Source organism: Streptomyces sp. NPDC052114 (assembly GCF_040680155.1).
Classification (GTDB): Bacteria; Actinomycetota; Actinomycetes; order Streptomycetales; family Streptomycetaceae; genus Streptomyces.
Window position 1 is genome coordinate 36,510 of the sequence record NZ_JBFAWC010000012.1, and the last position, 18,004, is coordinate 54,513.

The 18,004-nt window shown below is 72.7% G+C and carries 17 protein-coding genes; 14 read left to right on the top strand and 3 right to left on the bottom strand.

The window, feature by feature from the left end; all coding sequences use genetic code 11:
* Positions 1 to 88: 88 nt before the first annotated feature.
* Positions 89 to 838: an FCD domain-containing protein gene (locus AB0L89_RS25890; protein ID WP_365145326.1), complete on the bottom strand. Its 750-nt coding sequence runs from the start codon at positions 836 to 838 to the stop codon at positions 89 to 91.
* 75 nt (positions 839 to 913) lie between these two features.
* On the opposite strand from AB0L89_RS25890, the gene AB0L89_RS25895 reads away from it, so the two are divergent.
* The 6 genes from AB0L89_RS25895 to AB0L89_RS25920 all read left to right on the top strand — a co-directional run bounded on the left by AB0L89_RS25895 (position 914) and on the right by AB0L89_RS25920 (position 8,206).
* On the top strand, positions 914 to 2,284 hold the full coding sequence (locus tag AB0L89_RS25895; RefSeq protein ID WP_365145329.1) for a glutamine synthetase family protein: 1,371 nt from the start codon (positions 914 to 916) through the stop codon (positions 2,282 to 2,284).
* Positions 2,285 to 2,292: 8 nt separating this feature from the next.
* Positions 2,293 to 3,681, top strand: coding sequence for an aldehyde dehydrogenase family protein (locus AB0L89_RS25900; RefSeq protein ID WP_365145332.1), 1,389 nt, complete (start codon positions 2,293 to 2,295; stop codon positions 3,679 to 3,681).
* 6 nt (positions 3,682 to 3,687) lie between these two features.
* Positions 3,688 to 4,470, top strand: coding sequence for a 3-oxoacyl-ACP reductase (locus tag AB0L89_RS25905; protein ID WP_365145335.1), 783 nt, complete (start codon positions 3,688 to 3,690; stop codon positions 4,468 to 4,470).
* An 86-nt stretch (positions 4,471 to 4,556) separates the two neighbouring features.
* Complete coding sequence (locus tag AB0L89_RS25910) at positions 4,557 to 5,879, top strand: haloacid dehalogenase-like hydrolase (protein ID WP_365145338.1); 1,323 nt, start codon at positions 4,557 to 4,559, stop codon at positions 5,877 to 5,879.
* A gap of 22 nt (positions 5,880 to 5,901) precedes the next feature.
* Positions 5,902 to 7,224, top strand: a complete 1,323-nt coding sequence (locus tag AB0L89_RS25915) for a haloacid dehalogenase-like hydrolase (RefSeq protein WP_365145341.1) — start codon at positions 5,902 to 5,904, stop codon at positions 7,222 to 7,224.
* 28 nt (positions 7,225 to 7,252) lie between these two features.
* On the top strand, positions 7,253 to 8,206 hold the full coding sequence (locus AB0L89_RS25920; RefSeq protein WP_365145344.1) for a DUF2510 domain-containing protein: 954 nt from the start codon (positions 7,253 to 7,255) through the stop codon (positions 8,204 to 8,206).
* Positions 8,207 to 8,227: 21 nt separating this feature from the next.
* On the opposite strand, the gene AB0L89_RS25925 is transcribed toward AB0L89_RS25920, so the two are convergent.
* The gene (locus AB0L89_RS25925) at positions 8,228 to 9,430 is read right to left on the bottom strand and encodes an amino acid deaminase/aldolase (protein WP_365145347.1); all 1,203 of its coding nucleotides are present in this window, start codon (positions 9,428 to 9,430) and stop codon (positions 8,228 to 8,230) included.
* A gap of 195 nt (positions 9,431 to 9,625) precedes the next feature.
* Here AB0L89_RS25925 and AB0L89_RS25930 point away from each other — a divergent pair, with 195 nt between their 5' ends.
* The 3 genes from AB0L89_RS25930 (at position 9,626) to AB0L89_RS25940 (ending at position 13,350) form a co-directional block, all read left to right on the top strand.
* Positions 9,626 to 11,314 (top strand): hypothetical protein, encoded by a 1,689-nt coding sequence (locus tag AB0L89_RS25930; RefSeq protein WP_365145350.1) that lies wholly within the window; start codon positions 9,626 to 9,628, stop codon positions 11,312 to 11,314.
* A gap of 55 nt (positions 11,315 to 11,369) precedes the next feature.
* On the top strand, positions 11,370 to 12,545 hold the full coding sequence (gene mycP, locus AB0L89_RS25935; protein WP_365145352.1) for a type VII secretion-associated serine protease mycosin: 1,176 nt from the start codon (positions 11,370 to 11,372) through the stop codon (positions 12,543 to 12,545).
* A gap of 70 nt (positions 12,546 to 12,615) precedes the next feature.
* Positions 12,616 to 13,350: an SseB family protein gene (locus AB0L89_RS25940; protein WP_365145901.1), complete on the top strand. Its 735-nt coding sequence runs from the start codon at positions 12,616 to 12,618 to the stop codon at positions 13,348 to 13,350.
* 16 nt (positions 13,351 to 13,366) lie between these two features.
* Here AB0L89_RS25940 and AB0L89_RS25945 read toward each other — a convergent pair whose 3' ends face one another.
* Positions 13,367 to 13,744, bottom strand: coding sequence for a DUF1844 domain-containing protein (locus tag AB0L89_RS25945; RefSeq protein WP_069886161.1), 378 nt, complete (start codon positions 13,742 to 13,744; stop codon positions 13,367 to 13,369).
* A gap of 393 nt (positions 13,745 to 14,137) precedes the next feature.
* Here AB0L89_RS25945 and infC point away from each other — a divergent pair, with 393 nt between their 5' ends.
* The 5 genes from infC (at position 14,138) to AB0L89_RS25970 (ending at position 17,866) form a co-directional block, all read left to right on the top strand.
* The gene (gene infC / locus AB0L89_RS25950; RefSeq protein ID WP_365145904.1) at positions 14,138 to 14,788 is read left to right on the top strand and encodes a translation initiation factor IF-3; all 651 of its coding nucleotides are present in this window, start codon (positions 14,138 to 14,140) and stop codon (positions 14,786 to 14,788) included.
* 122 nt (positions 14,789 to 14,910) lie between these two features.
* Positions 14,911 to 15,105 (top strand): 50S ribosomal protein L35, encoded by a 195-nt coding sequence (gene rpmI / locus AB0L89_RS25955; RefSeq protein WP_007829094.1) that lies wholly within the window; start codon positions 14,911 to 14,913, stop codon positions 15,103 to 15,105.
* A 97-nt stretch (positions 15,106 to 15,202) separates the two neighbouring features.
* Entirely contained in the window at positions 15,203 to 15,589 is a 387-nt protein-coding gene (rplT, locus tag AB0L89_RS25960) for a 50S ribosomal protein L20 (protein WP_055699044.1), read from the top strand.
* Positions 15,590 to 15,760: 171 nt separating this feature from the next.
* Positions 15,761 to 16,606: an RNA methyltransferase gene (locus AB0L89_RS25965; RefSeq protein ID WP_365145357.1), complete on the top strand. Its 846-nt coding sequence runs from the start codon at positions 15,761 to 15,763 to the stop codon at positions 16,604 to 16,606.
* Positions 16,607 to 16,723: 117 nt separating this feature from the next.
* Complete coding sequence (locus tag AB0L89_RS25970) at positions 16,724 to 17,866, top strand: ATP-binding protein (protein WP_365145360.1); 1,143 nt, start codon at positions 16,724 to 16,726, stop codon at positions 17,864 to 17,866.
* Positions 17,867 to 18,004: the final 138 nt, after the last annotated feature.

Sequence of the window (18,004 nt, forward strand, 5' to 3'; positions counted from 1 at the left end):
CCGTGCGTTACGTGATGGTTAACCGCTCCTCACCGCGCGCCTCACCGGAGCTCTCGTGATACTCCCCGCGCCACCGCTCCCGTACCCCTCACGTCAGGAAGCCCCGCAACAGCGCCGCCGTGCCCGCGCAGTGCTCGCGCATCATCTCCCGCGCGCCGTCCGCGTCCCCGTCGAGCACGGCCTCGACCAGCGCGGTGTGCTGGCGCTGCGAGTGCTCCAGGTTCCGGACCAGGAGCGGGATGCAGTCCAGCAGGTCGTTGACGGTGGCGCGGACCGCCGCGTACTGCGCCGTGAGCGTCGGCGAGCCGGACAGCTCGGCGAGCGTGAGGTGCAGCAGCGTGTCCAGGCGGCGGTACTCCGCGAGCGGCGCGTCGTGGGTCCGCGCGAGCGCCGTGCGCAGCCGGTCCGCCTGCTCCTCCGTCAGTCCGTGCGCCGCGCACAGCCCGGCCGCGCCGACCTCCAGCACCTCGCGGAAGCGCAGCGCGTCCTCGACGTCGACGTCCTTGATGCGCCGGCGCAGCTCGTCCTCGCCGGGCGCCTCGGGGCGCGGCCGCACGAACGTGCCGCCGTAGCGCCCGCGCCGCGACTCGACGAGACCCTGGTCCTGCAGCACCTTCAGGACCTCGCGCAGCGTCACCCGGCTGATGCCGAGCCGGTCGGCCAACTCCCGCTCCGACGGCAGGCGTTCACCGCCGGGCACCAGGCCGAGGCGGACGACCTGGAGGATCTGCTCCAGGGCCTCCTCGAAGCCGTTCCCCGCCCGCACCGGACGCAGCACCGCCGTCAGGCGCTCCTCGCGCGGCGCGGACGCCGCCGTGCCCTCTTCCGTGTGCGACATGCCCGTACCCCCTTCCCAAGCAATGGTTCTCCGCAATACCTTATGGCTCCCGGCTGACCCAAGGAGGCTTTTCCCGTGGCAGACCGCACACCCCCGCTCGCCGTCGAGGAGCTGACGGCCCTCGTCGCGAGCGGCGAGATCGACACTGTCGTCCTGGCCTTCCCCGACATGCAAGGGCGGCTCCAGGGCAAGCGGTTCGCCGCCCGCTTCTTCCTCGACGAGGTCCTCGAACACGGCACGGAGGGCTGCAACTACCTCCTCGCCGTCGACGCGGACATGAACACCGTCGACGGCTACGCGATGTCCTCCTGGGACCGCGGCTACGGCGACTTCGCCATGCACGCCGACCTCTCCACCCTGCGCCGGGTCCCCTGGAACGAGGGCACCGCGATGCTGATCGCGGACCTCGCCTGGAACGACGGCTCGCCCGTCGTCGCCGCGCCCCGGCAGATCCTGCGCCGCCAGCTGGACCGGCTCGCCGAGCTCGGCTACACCGCGCACGTCGGCACGGAGCTGGAGTTCATCGTCTTCAAGGACACCTACGAACAGGCCTGGGACGCCGGATACAAGGAACTCACCCCGGCCAACCAGTACAACATCGACTACTCCGTGCTCGGCACCGGCCGCATCGAGCCGCTGCTGCGCCGCATCCGCAACGACATGGCGGCCGCCGGGCTTGTCGTCGAGTCGGCCAAGGGCGAGTGCAACCCGGGCCAGCACGAGATCGTCTTCCGCTACGACGAGGCGCTCGTCACCTGCGACCAGCACGCCATCTACAAGACCGGCGCCAAGGAGATCGCGTCCCAGGAAGGCGTCTCGCTCACCTTCATGGCGAAGTACAACGAGCGCGAGGGCAACTCCTGCCACATCCACCTCTCGCTCCAGGACGCCGACGGCACCAACGTCATGGCGGGCGCCGCGGACGACCCCGGCGGCATGTCGCCCGTCATGCGGCACTTCCTGGCGGGCCAGCTCGCCGCCCTGCGCGACTTCTCCCTCCTCTACGCGCCCAACATCAACTCCTACAAGCGGTTCCAGCAGGGCTCCTTCGCACCGACCGCCGCCGCCTGGGGCTACGACAACCGCACCTGCGCGCTGCGCGTGGTCGGCCACGGCCGCTCCCTGCGCTTCGAGAACCGGCTGCCCGGCGGCGACGTGAACCCGCACCTCGCGGTCGCCGGACTGGTCGCCGCGGGGCTGTACGGCATCGAGCACCAGCTCGAACTGCCCGACGAGTGCACCGGCAACGCCTACACCGCCGGCCACGAACACGTCCCCACCACCCTGCGCGAGGCCGCCGAGCTCTGGGAGAACAGCCCCATCGCCAAGGCCGCCTTCGGCGACGAGGTGGTCGCGCACTACCGCAACATGGCGCGGGTCGAGCTGGACGCCTTCGACTCCGCGGTGACCGACTGGGAGCTCCGCCGCTCCTTCGAACGCATGTGAGGCCCTTCTTGTCGTACGAGCACGCGCAAGCGACCGAGCACCAGGTACTGAACCCCGCGACCGAAGAGGTCGTCGCGACCGTCCCCGCCACCACCGTCCAGGGCGTGGACGCGGCCGTCGCCCGCGCCGGGGCCGCCCAGGCGAAGTGGGCCGCCGCGGCCCCCGCCGACCGCGCCCGACTGCTGCGCCGCTTCGCCGACCAGGTCGACGAACACCTGGAGGAGCTGGCCCGGCTGGAGGTCCGCGAGGCCGGTCACCTCATCGGCAACGCCCGCTGGGAGGCGGGCAACGCCCGCGACCTCCTGGAGTACGCGGCCGGGGGAGTGGAGCGCCTGAATGGCCGTCAGATCCCGGTCCCCGGCGGCCTGGACGTGACGATCCTCGAACCCCTCGGCGTCGTCGGCGTCATCGCCCCCTGGAACTTCCCCCTGCCGATCGCGGCCTGGGGCACCGCCCCCGCCCTCGCGGCCGGCAACGCGGTCCTCCTCAAGCCCGCCGAGACCACCCCGCTCACCGCGCTCCGCCTCGCCGAACTCGCCCTGGCGGCGGGCCTGCCCGAGGGCCTCTTCCAGGTCCTGCCCGGCGCGGGCGACGTCGCGGGCCACGCGCTGGTCGAGCACCCCGGTGTCGCCAAGATCGTGTTCACCGGCTCCACCCGTGTCGGCAAGCGGATCATGGCCACGTGCGCCGACCGCGTGAAGCGCCTGACCCTCGAACTCGGCGGCAAGAGCCCGAACATCGTCTTCGCCGACGCCGACATCGAGGCGGCGGCCGCCGCCACCCCCATGTCGTACCTCGACAACTCCGGCCAGGACTGCTGCGCCCGCACCCGCGTCCTCGTGCAGCGCTCGGTCTACGACCGGTTCGTCGAGCTCGTGGCGCCGGCGATCGAGTCGGTGGTCGTCGGCGACCCGGGCGACGAGAAGACGCAGATGGGTCCGCTCATCTCCCGGGCGCAGCTGGAGCGCGTGCGGTCCTACGTCCCCTCGGGCGCGGGGATCCACGGGTCGGCGCCGGAAGGCCCCGGATTCTGGTTCCCGCCGACGCTGCTCACCGACGTCGACCCGGACGCGCCCGTCGCCGTCGAGGAGGTCTTCGGGCCGGTCGCCGTCGTGCTGCCCTTCGAGGACGAGGCCGACGCGATCCGGCTGGCCAACGCCACCGAGTACGGCCTGTCCGGCTCGATCTGGACGCGGGACGTGGGCCGGGCGCTGCGCGTCTCGGGCGCCGTCCGGGCCGGGAACCTCTCCGTCAACTCGCACTCCAGCGTGCGCTACTGGACCCCCTTCGGCGGCTACGGCCAGTCCGGGCTCGGCCGTGAGCTCGGCCCGGACGCCCTGACCGCCTTCACGGAAACCAAGAACGTCTTCATCAGCACGGAAAGCACGGAGGCCTGAAGCACCATGACCGACCAGAACATCTGCCGCCGTCTCGTGGGCCGCACCGCCGTCATCACCGGTGCCGGCAGCGGCATCGGCCTCGCCACCGCGCGCCGCCTCGCCTCCGAGGGCGCCCACGTCGTCTGCGGCGACATCGACGAGCGAGCGGGCAAGGCCGCCGCCGAGGAGGTCGGCGGGATCTTCGTGAAGGTCGACGTGACCGACGCCGAGCAGGTCGAGGCGCTCTTCAAGGCGGCCTTCGACACGTACGGCTCCGTCGACATCGCCTTCAACAACGCGGGCATCTCGCCGCCCGACGACGACTCCATCCTGGACACCGGCCTGGAGGCCTGGAAGCGGGTCCAGGAGGTCAACCTCACCTCCGTGTACCTGTGCTGCAAGGCCGCCCTCCCCTACATGCGGCGCCAGGGCAAGGGGTCGATCATCAACACCGCCTCCTTCGTGGCCCGCATGGGCGCGGCGACCTCGCAGATCTCGTACACCGCGTCCAAGGGCGGCGTCCTCGCCATGTCCCGCGAGCTGGGCGTGCAGTTCGCCCGCGAGGGCATCCGCGTCAACGCGCTCTGCCCGGGTCCGGTCAACACCCCGCTGTTGCAGGAGCTGTTCGCCAAGGACCCCGAGCGCGCGGCCCGCCGCCTCGTGCACATCCCCGTGGGCCGCTTCGCCGAGGCCGAGGAGATGGCGGCCGCCGTCGCGTTCCTCGCCAGCGACGACTCCTCGTTCGTGAACGCCACGGACTTCCTCGTCGACGGCGGTCTCACCGGGGCGTACGTCACCCCGCTGTAGCCGCCCCCTCGCCGTTCACCCAGCAGCCACCCACGCGTCAGCCGGGCGTCGCACGACGCCCGGCTGACCTGCGTAAACACTGGAGCGTGTTCGTGAACCTCAAGCGCCGCGCCGCAGCGGCCACCGCAGTCCTCGCCGTCGCCGGAGCCGGTCTCGTCACCGTCCAGGCCACCGCGGAGGCCACCCAGCCCGCACCCCACGCGCGGCCGAAGTCCTGCCCCGACCTGACCGTGTCGAAGGGCTGGTACGGCGAGAACAGGGCGCGGCTCAAGGAGATGATCGACGCCTACGGCCACTGCGGGCCGCAGCGCCACAAGGGCGGCGCCAAACCGGTGGCCACCTTCGACTGGGACAACACCGTCATCAAGAACGACATCGGTGACGCCACCATGTTCTGGCTGCTGCGCAACGGCAAGATACGCACCCCTGAGCGCGGCGACTGGCGCACCACGAGCCGCTATCTGACGGTTCCCGCGGCCAAGGCCCTCGCCAAGGCCTGCCCGGCCACCGGGACCACCCTGCCCACGCACCGCGACACCGCCTGCGCCGACGAGATCCTCTCCGTCTACAGCGAGGGCACCACGACCTCCGGCACGGCCGCCTTCGCGGGCTTCGACCACCGCCGCATGGAACCGCAGTACGCCTGGCTCGCCCAGCTCACCCGCGGCTGGACCACCCACCAGGTCAAGGGCTTCGCGGCCGCGGCACGCAAGGAGAACCTCGCCGCGCCCATCGGCACCGAGCAGCGGGTCGGCACCCACGAGGTCACCGGCTGGGTCCGCTACTACGACCAGCAGCGCGACCTGATCCGCACCCTCAAGAAGGCCGGCTTCGACGTGTACGTCGTCTCCGCCTCGCCCGAGCCGATCGCCGAGGTGTGGGGGAAGAGCGTCGGCGTCGACGCCCGGCACACCATCGGCATCCGCAACGTCACCGCGCACGGCAGGCACACCGCGCACCTCAAGGGCTGCGGCACCGTCCGGGACGGCGAGGACTCGATGATCACGTACATCGACGGCAAGCGCTGCTGGATCAACAAGGAGATCTACGGCGTGCGCGGCGCCGCCGCCGAGAAGGTCCAACCGGCCGCGAAGCGCCAGGTGTTCGCGGCGGGCGACTCCGACACGGACATCTCCTTCCTGCGCGACGCCACCGCCCTCAGGCTCGTCCTGAACCGCAACAAGAACGAGCTGATGTGCCGCGCCTACGAGAACGGCGACGGCCGCTGGCTGGTCAACCCCATGTTCATCGAGCCCAAGGGCAGGAAGGCCGACCCCTACCCGTGCGCCACCACCGGGTACACCGAACGGGACGGCAGGGAGGGCCCGGTGCGCCGTTCGGACGGCTCCGTGATCCCCGACCAGAAGGACACGGTATACGGGGCGTCCCGGGCGTCGTCAGCACCGTAGGACTGATGTACGGTCCACTCACATGCCTAAGAGAAACATTGTGGCGCTGACCCTGGCCACGGCCGCCGCGCTGGCGGCGGCCGTGCCCACGGCTCTCCCCGCGGCCGCCGCCACGGCCGCGCACCCCGCGAACTCCCGCACCGCCGGGGGCGACTGCCCGCAGCTGTCGAAGAAGCTGAGCTGGTACGGCGAGAACCGCGCCAAGCTCCAGCGCACCATCGACGAGCGCGGCACCTGTGCGAACCCGGACCTCGGGCACGGCAGGAGCAAGCGCCCGGTCGCCGCGTTCGACTGGGACAACACCGTCACCAAGAACGACGTGACCGACGCGACCATCGCCTGGTCGCTGCGGCACGACAAGATCCTGCGCCCCAAGAGCTGGAAGTCCACCAGCAAGTGGATGACCGACGACGCCGACCGCGCGCTCACCAAGGCGTGCGGCACGAAGGTCCCCGTCGGCAAGCCGCTGCCCACCTCCACCAACACCGCCTGCGCCGACGAGATCTTCGAGGTCCGCGAGGACGGCAGGACGATGAGCGGCGCCGCCGCCTTCGCGGGGGAGTGGGACCACCGGCACACCGTCCCGCAGTACGCCTGGGTGCCGCAGCTCTTCGCCGGGCACACCGTGCGCGAGCTGGAGTCGTACGCCGCCAAGGCCCGCAAGGAGGCGCTCGCCGCCCCCATCGGCGCCACCCAGACCGTCGGCACGCACGAGATCCCCGGGTACGTCCGCTACTACGACCAGCAGCGCGACCTGATCCGTACGCTCAAGAAGGCCGGCTTCGACGTCTACATCGTCTCGGCGGGCTCCGAGCCGGTCACCGAGGTGTGGGCAGCCGGCAAGGGGGGTGTGGGCATCGACCGCAAGCACACGATCGCCATCCGCTCCGTCCTCGACAAGAAGGGCCGCATCACCACCTGGAACCAGGGCTGCGGCGGTGTCCCCGTGAACAAGGGCGAGGCCATCCCGTACATCGACGGCAAGCGCTGCTGGATCAACCAGGAGATCTACGGGATCAAGGGCAAGGCCGCCTGGGAGAAGCAGGACTTCCGGCACCGCATCGCGCTCGGCGGCGGCGACGCCGACACCGACGTGACGTTCGTCGGCGACGCGACGGGCGCGCACCTCGTCCTGAACCGCAACAAGAGCGAGTTCATGTGCCGCGCGTACGACAACGCCGACGGCCGCTGGGTCGTGAACCCCATGTTCATCGAGCCGCTGCCGCGCAAGAGCGGCACCTACCCGTGCGCGAGCGCCGCGTACAACGAGCACGACGGGAGCAAGGGCCCCGTGCTGCGCGAGGACGGCTCGGTGGTGCCCGACCAGCAGGACTCGGTGTACTGACCCTCGCACCAGGTCCTAGAGTGCCGGGATGAGCATGCCACCGCCGCCCGGCTGGTACCCGGACCCCCACCAGCCCTCCGTGGAGCGCTGGTGGGACGGGACCGCGTGGACCGAGCACCGCCGTACTCCCGAGGCGCCCCAAGCGGCCCCGGCGCAGCAGGGGTTCGGGCCCGCCGACCCGGCGGCGACCACGGTGATGGGCCCGGTGGCGGCCGGCGGCGGACGCGCGAAGGTCATCGCGCTGACCGTCGCCGGAGTGGTCCTCGTCGGCGCGATCGTCACCGGCGCCTTCGCCCTCACCGAGGACGACGGTGCGCCGAAGGGCGGCCCCGCGCCGACCGCGCCCGCCGAGTCCTCCGCGGAGCCGTCCCCCACGGAGAAGAAGTCGCAGACCCCGACCGCCGACGCCGACCCGAGCACCCTCGTCGACGACCTCAACGGCATCACCCTGCCCGTGCCCGACGGCTGGGAGAAGGACGTCGACACCATCGGCGGCGGCGCGACCATCCAGACCCCCGACATCGTCGACTGCCCCGGCGACTCCGGCCTGTGCCGCGAGGGGATCGTCACGTCGGGCACCGTGACGGGCACGGACGAGACGGACCCCAAGGCCCTCGCCCGCGACGACATCAAGGACGCCGCGGACGCCGCGTACGACAATGACGCGCTGGACAGGCAGCCGTACGGCGGCATCACGCGCCACGAGAAGGTCAAGGAGGGCCAGGTCGCGGTCGCGGGCCGCAGCGGCTACTTCGTGCGCTGGCGCGTGCACACAGCCAAGGGTGACGGCGGCTACGTCCAGTCCCTCGCGTTCGCGTCGAGCGTCGGGTCCGAGTCGATGGTCATGGTCCGCTTCACCGTCGGCGCGGGGGACGGGGCGCCGGACGTCTCCGTCATGGACGAGATCACCGACGGGATCCGGTCGGTCGACGACAGCGCGACGGGCGGTGGCGTGGGCAACACCGTGGGCCCCACGCCCTAGCTCCGGACAGCAGGCGCGCCGCTAGAGGAAGGTGTGCCCTTCCCCTCGGTACGTCGGCACGCTCGCCGTCACCTCGTCGCCCGTCACCAGGTGCAGCGTCTCGAACCGCTCGCACAGCTCACCGGCCTTGGCGTGCCGGAACCACACCTTGTCGCCGATCAGCAGGTCGTCCGCCGGGGGGCCGTGCAGCGGCGTCTGCACCTCGCCCGCGCCCTCCTGCGGGTCGTACCGCAGCCCCTCGGGCAGATACGGCTCCGGCGAGCGGTCGGGGCCCGCGACACCGGAGGCGGGATAGCCGCCGCCGAGCACCGTCACGGTGCCCACGCCCGGCCGCCGCACCACGGGCTGCGCGAACAGCGCGGCCGGACGCCCGCTGAACGACGTGTAGTTGTCGAACAGGCGCGGCACGAAGAGCCCCGACCCCGCGGCGATCTCGGTCACCGCCCGCTCGGCCGCGGTGTGCTGCACGCTGCCGGTCCCGCCGCCGTTCACGAACTCCAGGTCCGGTACGACCGCCCGCACCGCGCCGATCGTCTCCGCGCGCCGCGCCGCCAGTTCCCTGCGGGCGGCGCTCTGCATCATCCGGATCGCCCGCGAGCGCGCCGGGTGCCCCTCGACGGCGTCCCCGACCCCGGCCACATGGCCCTCGTACGCCATGACGCCCACGAGCCGGAACCCGGGCCGCCGGGCGATGGCGCGGGCCAGCGAGGCGACCTGCACGGGGGAGTGCAGCGGTGAGCGGAGCGCCCCGACGCGCACGCGCCCGCCGAGCACCTTGAAGGACGTGTCCAGCTCCAGGCAGACCCGCACCTCCTCGCTCCCGCCGTCCCGTGCCTGGTCGATCAGGCGCAGTTGGGCCGGGTCGTCGACCATCACGGTCACCGCGGCGGCGAGCTTCGGGTCGGCGGTCAGCTCGGCGAAGGCGGCGCGGTCCGCCGAGGGGTAGGCGAGCAGCACGTCCGAGAAGCCGGAGCGGGCCAGCCAGATCGACTCGGCGAGCGTGAACGACATGATCCCGGCGAAGCCGTCGCGGGCCAGGACCCGTTCGAGCAGCGCCCGGCAGCGCACGGACTTGCTCGCGACCCGGATCGGCTTGCCCGCGGCCCGGCGCACGAGGTCGTCGGCGTTGGCGTCGAAGGCGTCCAGATCGACGATCGCGACAGGGGCGTCGAGGTGTGCGGTGGCCCGGTCGTAGCGGGCCCGGTCTGCGGAACGGGCTGTCATGGCCGAAGCCTGCCAGACACGATTACCCGAGGGTAGGGGGATGATCCGGGCAGATCGCCCGGGGGCGTGCGCTGAGTTCCCGTGCGACCTGCGTCTGCCCGTAGAGTGACGCGCACGGAGCCCGGCCGAGTGGAGTGCGGGGAGCCTCGCCGAACCGAGCGCTCCGGCCGGCCGAGCGCGAGGAAACGGGGGAGCATGAGCACGGAGGCGCCTCGTAGCCCCATCCCGCCGCGCCCCGCCGCGCCGCCCCGCCCGGCGGCCCCGCCCGCGCCCACGGACCAGGACGAGGCGGCCGCCGAGCCGCCGCCCGCCGCCTCCGCCCGCTTCCCCGACGTACCGCCGCCCGTCGACCGGGACTGGCTGCTCGGCTCCCCGCGCCCGTCGGCCGAGGCGGAGGCCGAGGCCGAGGCCGACCGCGGGACGGCCGCGCGCATAAAGGATCTGCTGGCCCCCTTCGAGAAGGCCCGCGAGGACCGCGCCCCGTCCGACGACGACCCGCAGTCCCCGCCCCCGCCCCCCGCGTCGGCCCGCCTGCCCGACACCCCGCCGACGGCCGCGGGCGACGCCGCCCCGGACACCGTGCCGAGGCCACGCGAGCAGCCCGACACGACGCCCCCGCGCACCGCTTCCGGCGCGTCCGCGGCGGCCGACGGATCGGGTGCCGCGCCGTCCGGTGACGGTGAGGCCGGTACGGTGCCTTCGCTCCCGCGCCCTGTCGTCCCTCCGCTCGCGGCGGCCCCGTGTGCCGCTTCCGGCGCGTCCGCGACGGCCGACGGATCGGGTGCCGCGCCGTCCGGTGACGGCGAGGCCGATACGGTGTCGCCGCCTCCGCGCCCCGCCGTCCCCCCGCAGCCGTCCGCCCCGCCATCGGCGGCGGACGCGGCGCAGACGCCCGAGGAGACCACCGCCCGGCTGCGCCCCGTCACCGACGACACACCGCCGCCGGTCCCCGCGCCCCGCACGTCCGAACCCCCCGGCGCCGCCGAGGAATCGCCGCGCGCGACCGCCGCCCGGCGCGCGGTGGGGGCCGTCGACCTGACGCCCGGACCCGGTGCCGGGCGGCCCTTCGTGTTCTTCGCCCGGCCCGCGATGTACGACGACAGCACCACCCGGCTCCGTCCCGTCGGCGCCTGGGTCCGCCCCCGCGCGGCCGCCGCCGCGGCCTGTGTCGTCATCGGGCTCGGCCTCATCGGCGGCGCGGTGACCGGGAGTTGGCTGACCGGCGAGTCCGCGGCCGGCGGTGCGGGGCGCAGCGCGTACACCGTCACCGGCGACCTCTGGCACAGCGTCCCCGTCGACCGCCTCTTCCCGCCCACCCTCAAGGGCGAGGGCGCGGGCCCCGGTGGCGCCGACCGCTCCTGGACCCGGATCGCCGTCGCCCCGGACAGCGGCTGCAAGGCCGCCTTCGACCCTCTGCTCCAGAAGGCCCTCGCGCCGGCCGGCTGTCTGCGGCTGCTGCGCGCCACGTACACCGACGCCACCCGCAGCCATGTCACCACCGTGGGACTGCTGTTCACCAAGGCGGACGCCGACGCCATGCAGGCGCTGCGGAACCGTTTCACGGAGGAGGGGCTCGACCGGCGCCCCGACCTCATGCCCCGGACGTACGCCGCCAAAGGCACCGCCGCCGCGGACTTCGGGGACGCCCAGCGCGCCTCCTGGACCATCTCCGTGCTCCCGGACGCGCCCGTCGTCGCGTACGCCGTCTCCGGATTCGCCGACGGCCGCACCGTCACCGAACCGGAGCCCGCCACCGAGGCGATGGGGAGCGACACCACCTCGGCGCCCGCCCAGGCCGGCCTCGGCCACGAGGCCAAGGGCATCGCCGACCGCGTCGAGCGGGGCCTGCGCAAGACCATCGCGGCCGCGGAGAAGAAGCGGTGAGGCGCCGCACCGGTGGGCCGGTGACCATCGTGAACACCGTTGCGAAGAAGGCTTCATGAGGATCCGTCAGCCGCTCGTCGCCGTCGTGGCCGCCGCCTCCCTGGCGCTCGCCGCCCCCACCGCGCACGCCAACGACGGCATCCGCGCCCAGCAGTGGGCCCTCGACGCCATGCACACCAGCCAGGCCTGGCAGACCACCAAGGGCAAGGGCATCACCGTCGCCGTCCTGGACACCGGCATAGACGCCGAACACCCCGACCTCGCGGGCAACGTCCTCGAGGGCGAGGACATGGTCGGCTTCGGCGCGCGGCGCGGCGACCGCCCCTGGGCCCGGCACGGCACCGCCATGGCGGGCATCATCGCGGGCCACGGACACGGCGCGGGCCGCGGCGACGGCGTGCTCGGCATCGCGCCCGAGGCGAAGATCCTGCCCGTCCGCGTGATCCTGGAGGACGGCGACCCCGCCCGCAAGAAGGCCCGCAACACCCGGGGCAACGCGCTGGCCGAAGGCATCCGCTGGGCCGCCGACCACGGCGCCGACGTCATCAACCTCTCGCTCGGCGACGACTCCAAGTCCGCCCACCCCGAACCGGCCGAGGACGCCGCCGTGCAGTACGCCCTGAAGAAGGGCGTCGCCGTCGTCGCCTCCGCGGGCAACGGCGGCGAGCGCGGCGACCACGTCTCCTACCCGGCCGCCTACCCCGGCGTGATCGCCGCGACGGCCGTCGACGAGAACGGCGACCGCGCCTCGTTCTCCACCCGCCGCTGGTACGCCACCGTCGCCGCCCCCGGCGACGACATCGTCATCGCCGACCCCGACCACAAGTACTACGAGGGCTGGGGCACCAGCGCCGCCTCCGCCTTCGTCTCCGGTGCCGTCGCCCTGATCCGCGCCGCGCACCCCGGGCTCACCCCCGCCCAGATCAAGCAGCTCCTCCAGGACACCGCCCGCGACGCCCCTGCGGGCGGCCGCGACGACGCCCGCGGCTTCGGTCTGATCGACCCGGCGGCCGCGCTCACCCGCGGTGCCGGGCTGAAGCCGGAAGGCCTGCGCACCGCCGTGTACGACAAGGCGTACTTCGGGCACGGCCCGGACACCGCGGACGGCGACACCGGCCCCGCGGGCTGGGTGGGCCCGGTCGCGGGCGGCCTCGGCGTGGCCCTGCTCGCGGCGGGCGTGTACCTGTGGCGGGGCAGGCCGGTGCGCAGGCGTCCGGGCACGACGTTCTAGGCCCCGCGCGGGCGCGGGCCCGGCCCGTCGGCACGGCAGCGGGCCTCTGTAGGGTCGGACCGTGGCGAACATGGCGAACAAGAACATTCCCGACCCGGGCTTCTCCGACGACGACGGCACGGCCGACCCGCGACTGGCCGCGGCGCTCGCCGCCTGGTCCACGGACCGCACGGCCCACGGGCCGGTCCTCCAGGCCCTCGTCGGGGCCCGGCTCCTCGTCCCCGTCGTCGCCGTGCTCGGCGAGGTGGAGGAGGACGAGAACGGGCTGCGCCGCGAGAAGACCAGCGACATGGCGGTCCCCACCCTCAAGGCCGGCGACCGCAAGGCGCTGCCCGCGTTCACCTCCATCGAGGCCCTCGCGCTGTGGGACCCGGCCGCCCGCCCCGTCGCCGTGCCGCTGCACCAGGCGCTCCAGGCCGCCGCCCACGAGAAGGCCGACACGATCGTCCTCGACCTCGCGGGCCCCGTCCCCTATGAACTGGGCCGCTCCGCCCTGCTCGCCCTTGCCGAGGGCCGGGCCAGCGCCGACCCGCTCGCCGACCCCGCCGTCACCGGGGCGGTGCGCGCGGCCGTCGCCGCCGAGCCCGCCGTGCTCCGCGCCCACCTCGGCCCCGGCCGCGCGGACGGCACCCTCGCCCTGGTCCTCGACCCGGCCGCGGACCCGGCCGACGCGGCGCAGCGCGTGGCGCGGCGGATCGCCGCCGACGAAACACTGAGGGCCCGCCTGGTGCGCGGCCTCGACCTGGCACTGCTGCCGGCCGAGGCGACGCCACCGGGCGAGCCCCTCTACGTACGTACGGCGTGAAGCCGCGAGCCCCGTCTCAGCCGAAGACCGGGCCCGTGTACTTCTCGCCGGGGCCCTGACCCGGCTCGTCCGCCACCAGCGACGCCTCGCGGAACGCCAGCTGCAGCGACTTCAGGCCGTCACGCAGCGGCGCCGCGTGGAAGGAGCTGACCTCCGTGGCGCTCGCGTCGAGCAGGCCGGCCAGCGAGTGGATCAGCTTGCGGGCCTCGTCCAAGTCCTTGTGGCCCTCGCCGCCCTCGGCGAGACCGAGGTTCACGGCGGCGGCGCTCATCAGGTGGACCGCCACCGTCGTGATCACCTCGACCGCGGGGACGTCCGCGATGTCACGGGTCAGGGTGTCGAAGTCGGGGGAGCCGCCGGCGGGGGACTCGGGGGCGGGGGTCGTGTCGCTCATGTCCCACACGATAAGCCGCGCCCCGGCGGCCCTGAGCCGCGGGAGCGGCTGTGCACACTGGTTCGCCCCACCCCCAGGGAGCTGCTAACCTTGTGTAACGACCGGCCGGATACCCGCGTGCCAACGCAAGGATCCGGCCCACAAGTGGAGGCTCCGATCTCCCACCTGGCCGCTCCCCGGAGCGGCGGGTCACCGGTCAGGCGGTCGAAGCCCCCGAGGCTTCGGCCCGCATGATGTGCGCCCCGCGATCACCGCGGAGGTGCTCCGGTAGTACGTGGAGCCCCTTCCTGTGATCGGTCGGGGCATTTTTTGTGCGCCGGCGCGGTTGGTCCAGAAAACAGACGTAACGCGGCTGTCCGCCAGACGGTCGCGTGGTGCTACCGAGGAGGATCCATCAGCGCCGAGCCCCGCATCAACGACCGGATTCGCGTTCCCGAGGTGCGACTTGTCGGTCCCAGCGGCGAGCAGGTCGGGATTGTTCCGCTTGCCAAGGCCCTGGAGCTTGCGCAGGAGTACGACCTTGACTTGGTCGAGGTCGCGGCGAACGCCCGTCCGCCCGTGTGCAAGCTCATGGACTACGGGAAGTTCAAGTACGAGTCGGCCATGAAGGCCCGTGAGGCGCGCAAGAACCAGGCGCACACGGTCATCAAGGAGATGAAGCTCCGGCCGAAGATCGACCCGCACGACTATGACACCAAGAAGGGTCACGTCGTCCGGTTCCTCAAGCAGGGCGACAAGGTCAAGATCACGATCATGTTCCGTGGTCGCGAGCAGTCCCGCCCGGAGCTGGGCTTCCGACTGCTTCAGCGTCTCGCTTCGGACGTCGAGGACCTCGGGTTCATCGAGTCGAACCCGAAGCAGGACGGCCGAAACATGATCATGGTCCTCGGTCCGCACAAGAAGAAGACCGAAGCCATGGCCGAGGCCCGCGAAGCCCAGGCCGCCCGCAAGGCCGAGCGACAGGGCCGCGCCGCGGAGGACTCCGTCGAGGAGCCCGAAGCCGCCGAGGCAGAGGCGCCCACCGAGGCACCTGCCGAGGCCTGATCCGGAAGCGCGCCGTCCAGGCGCGCCCCCGGGTACCAACCGATACATCTGACACTCCCGCCTGCCGGTTCGCAGGGACTGGAACCGGCAGGGAGTGGCACTGACGAGGAGAGAACGGCGCTATGCCGAAGAACAAGTCGCACAGCGGTGCCAGCAAGCGCTTCAAGGTCACCGGCTCCGGCAAGGTGCTCCGTGAGCGCGCCGGCAAGCGCCACCTGCTCGAGCACAAGTCGTCGCGCCTGACGCGTCGCCTCACCGGCAACGCCGAGATGGCCCCGGGCGACGCCAAGAAGATCAAGAAGCTTCTCGGCAAGTGAGCTCGGGTGCCGGACACGGCACCTGACCTCTGACCGGGACCCAATCGATTTCGGGTCGTGTGAGTCCAACCACGGCCCCGCTACAAGGAGTTAACAAGTGGCACGCGTCAAGCGCGCAGTCAACGCGCACAAGAAGCGTCGGGCGATCCTCGAGCAGGCCAGCGGCTACCGCGGCCAGCGGTCGCGCCTGTACCGCAAGGCCAAGGAGCAGGTCACCCACTCCCTGGTCTACAACTACAACGACCGCAAGAAGCGCAAGGGCGACTTCCGTCAGCTGTGGATCCAGCGCATCAACGCCGCTGCCCGCGCCAACGGCATCACCTACAACCGCTTCATCCAGGGTCTGAAGGCCGCCAACATCGAGGTGGACCGCAAGATCCTCGCGGAGCTGGCCGTCAACGACGAGAACGCGTTCGCCGCGCTCGTCGAGGTCGCGCAGAAGGCGCTGCCGTCGGACGTCAACGCGCCGAAGGCCGCTGCCTGAGCCGTGCGTCCCTGAACGCCCCCCGGACCCGCAGGCCACAGTGGCCTGCGGGTCCGAGTGCGTCGGTCGTCTGTCGCCCGCGGGCCGTGGGGGCTTGTCGCGCAGTTCCCCGCGCCCCCTACGGGCCCCTGCCCGCGCCCCCTGCAAGGCGCCGTTCCTAAGGTGAGTTCCATGGTTGCCGCTCCCGAGTCGATCTCTCCCAAGTCGCCCCGCGTCAATGCCGCCCGGCGGCTTGCCAAGCGGAATTTCCGGGGGAAGGAGCGACTGTTTCTCGCCGAGGGGCCGCAGGCCGTGCGGGAGGCCGCCGCGCACGGGCGCACCCTCGTCGAGCTGTTCGCCACCGTGGAGGCCGCCGAGCGCTACGCCGACATCGTGGGGGAGGCCCGCGCGGCCGGGGCCCGGGTGCACCTCGCCGACGAGGACGTCATCGCCGACATCTCGACGACCGTCACCCCGCAGGGCCTCGTGGGCGTCTGCCGGTTCCTCGACGTGCCCTTCGAGGAGATCCTCGCCGCCCGGCCCCGCCTCGTCGCCGTCCTCGCGCACGTCCGCGACCCGGGGAACGCCGGGACCGTGCTGCGCTGCGCCGACGCCGCCGGCGCCGACGCCGTGATCTTCACGGACGCCTCCGTGGACCTCTACAACCCCAAGTCGGTGCGCGCCTCCGTCGGCTCGCACTTCCATCTGCCCGTCGCCGTCGGCGTACCCGTCGAGCAGGCCGTGCGGGGCCTCAAGGACGCGGGCGTCCGGATCCTCGCGGCCGACGGGGCCGGTCAGGACGACCTCGACACGGAGCTCGACAAGGGCACCATGGGCACCGCCACCGCCTGGGTCTTCGGCAACGAGGCCTGGGGACTGCCGGAGGAGACCCGCGCACTCGCCGACGCGGTGGTGCGCGTTCCGATCCACGGCAGAGCCGAGAGCCTCAACCTCGCGACGGCCGCGGCAGTATGCCTCTATGCGTCCGCCCGTGCACAGCGTGCCGCCGGAGGGTGCCGCTCCGTCACATCGAGCTAGTAGTGTGACGGCCTCGGGGGACCTCCCCCACGCTCTCGGTATCGGTCGAGAAGCTCTCGGTATCGCTCGAGCAGGGAGGCACCCCCACCGGCAGTCCGAGAGGTGGGATACGGGGTAATGAGTGTCGGCACGAGCAGAGCACCGGGGGTACAGGACGTGGTCCGTCCTCGCGCGGACCGCCGCGGTCCCGGTGATCTCGGCGACCTCGGACTCGACCCCGACGAGCTGCCCGACGGGCTCGTCGTCGCGGACGAGACCGGCCGGGTCATCTGCTTCAACGCGGCGGCGGCGCGGATCACCGCGGTGCCCGCGGCCGAGGCCATCGGCGCCTCCCTGGAGCGCGCGCTCCCCTTAGAGGACCTCGAGGGCCGCCGCTGGTGGCAGCTGACCGACCCCTACGGCGGCCTCGCCACCCGCGTCGGGCAGCCCGAGCGCAACCTGCTGCTGCCCGGCGGCCGTGAGGTCCTCGTCTCCGCCCGCTATGTGCGCACCACCCGCACCGGTCCCGTGCGCCGTGTCGTCGTCTCGATCCGCGACACCGAGGCCCGCCGCCGCACCGAGCGCAGCCACGCCGAGCTGATCGCCACGGTCGCCCACGAGCTCCGCTCGCCCCTCACCTCCGTCAAGGGCTTCACGGCGACGCTGCTCGCCAAGTGGGAACGGTTCACCGACGACCAGAAGAAGCTGATGCTGGAGACGGTGGACGCCGACGCCAACCGCGTCACCCGGCTGATCGCCGAGCTGCTCGACATCTCCCGGATCGACTCGGGACGCCTGGAGCTGCGCCGCCAGCCCGTCGACATCGGCGCCGCCGTCGGACGGCACGTCCAGGCGCACGTCGCCGCCGGGCAGGACGCGGACCGCTTCCTCGTCCGCACCCAGCGGCCGCTGCCCGATCTCTGGGCGGACCCGGACAAGGTCGACCAGGTGCTCAGCAATCTGCTGGAAAACGCGGTGCGGCACGGCGAGGGAACCGTCACCATCGACGTGGCACCCTTCTCGTCGCCGCGCGAGCGGGGCGGCGCGGAGACCGCCGTGACCGTGAGCGACGAAGGTCCCGGCATTCCGGAGGAATCGATGGGCCGTGTCTTCACCCGCTTCTGGCGGGGCAGCAAGCGCGGCGGGACGGGACTGGGGTTGTACATCGTGAAGGGCATCGTGGAGGCGCACGGCGGGACGATCACCGTCGGCCGCGCACCCGGCGGCGGCGCCCAGTTCCGATTTACGTTGCCCGTGGGGGCCCCGGCGTATCTTCAGTGATCGCGCCGCGAGCAGCCCGCGGGCTCATTCGTTCACCGCACCCCCGTTAGACTCGGTCGTTGGCACTTTGTGTCCCCTGGACCTGGGACAGCTTGTCTCCGAGTTGTTGACGGGGACCCATCCGCCAGCCAATCGGAA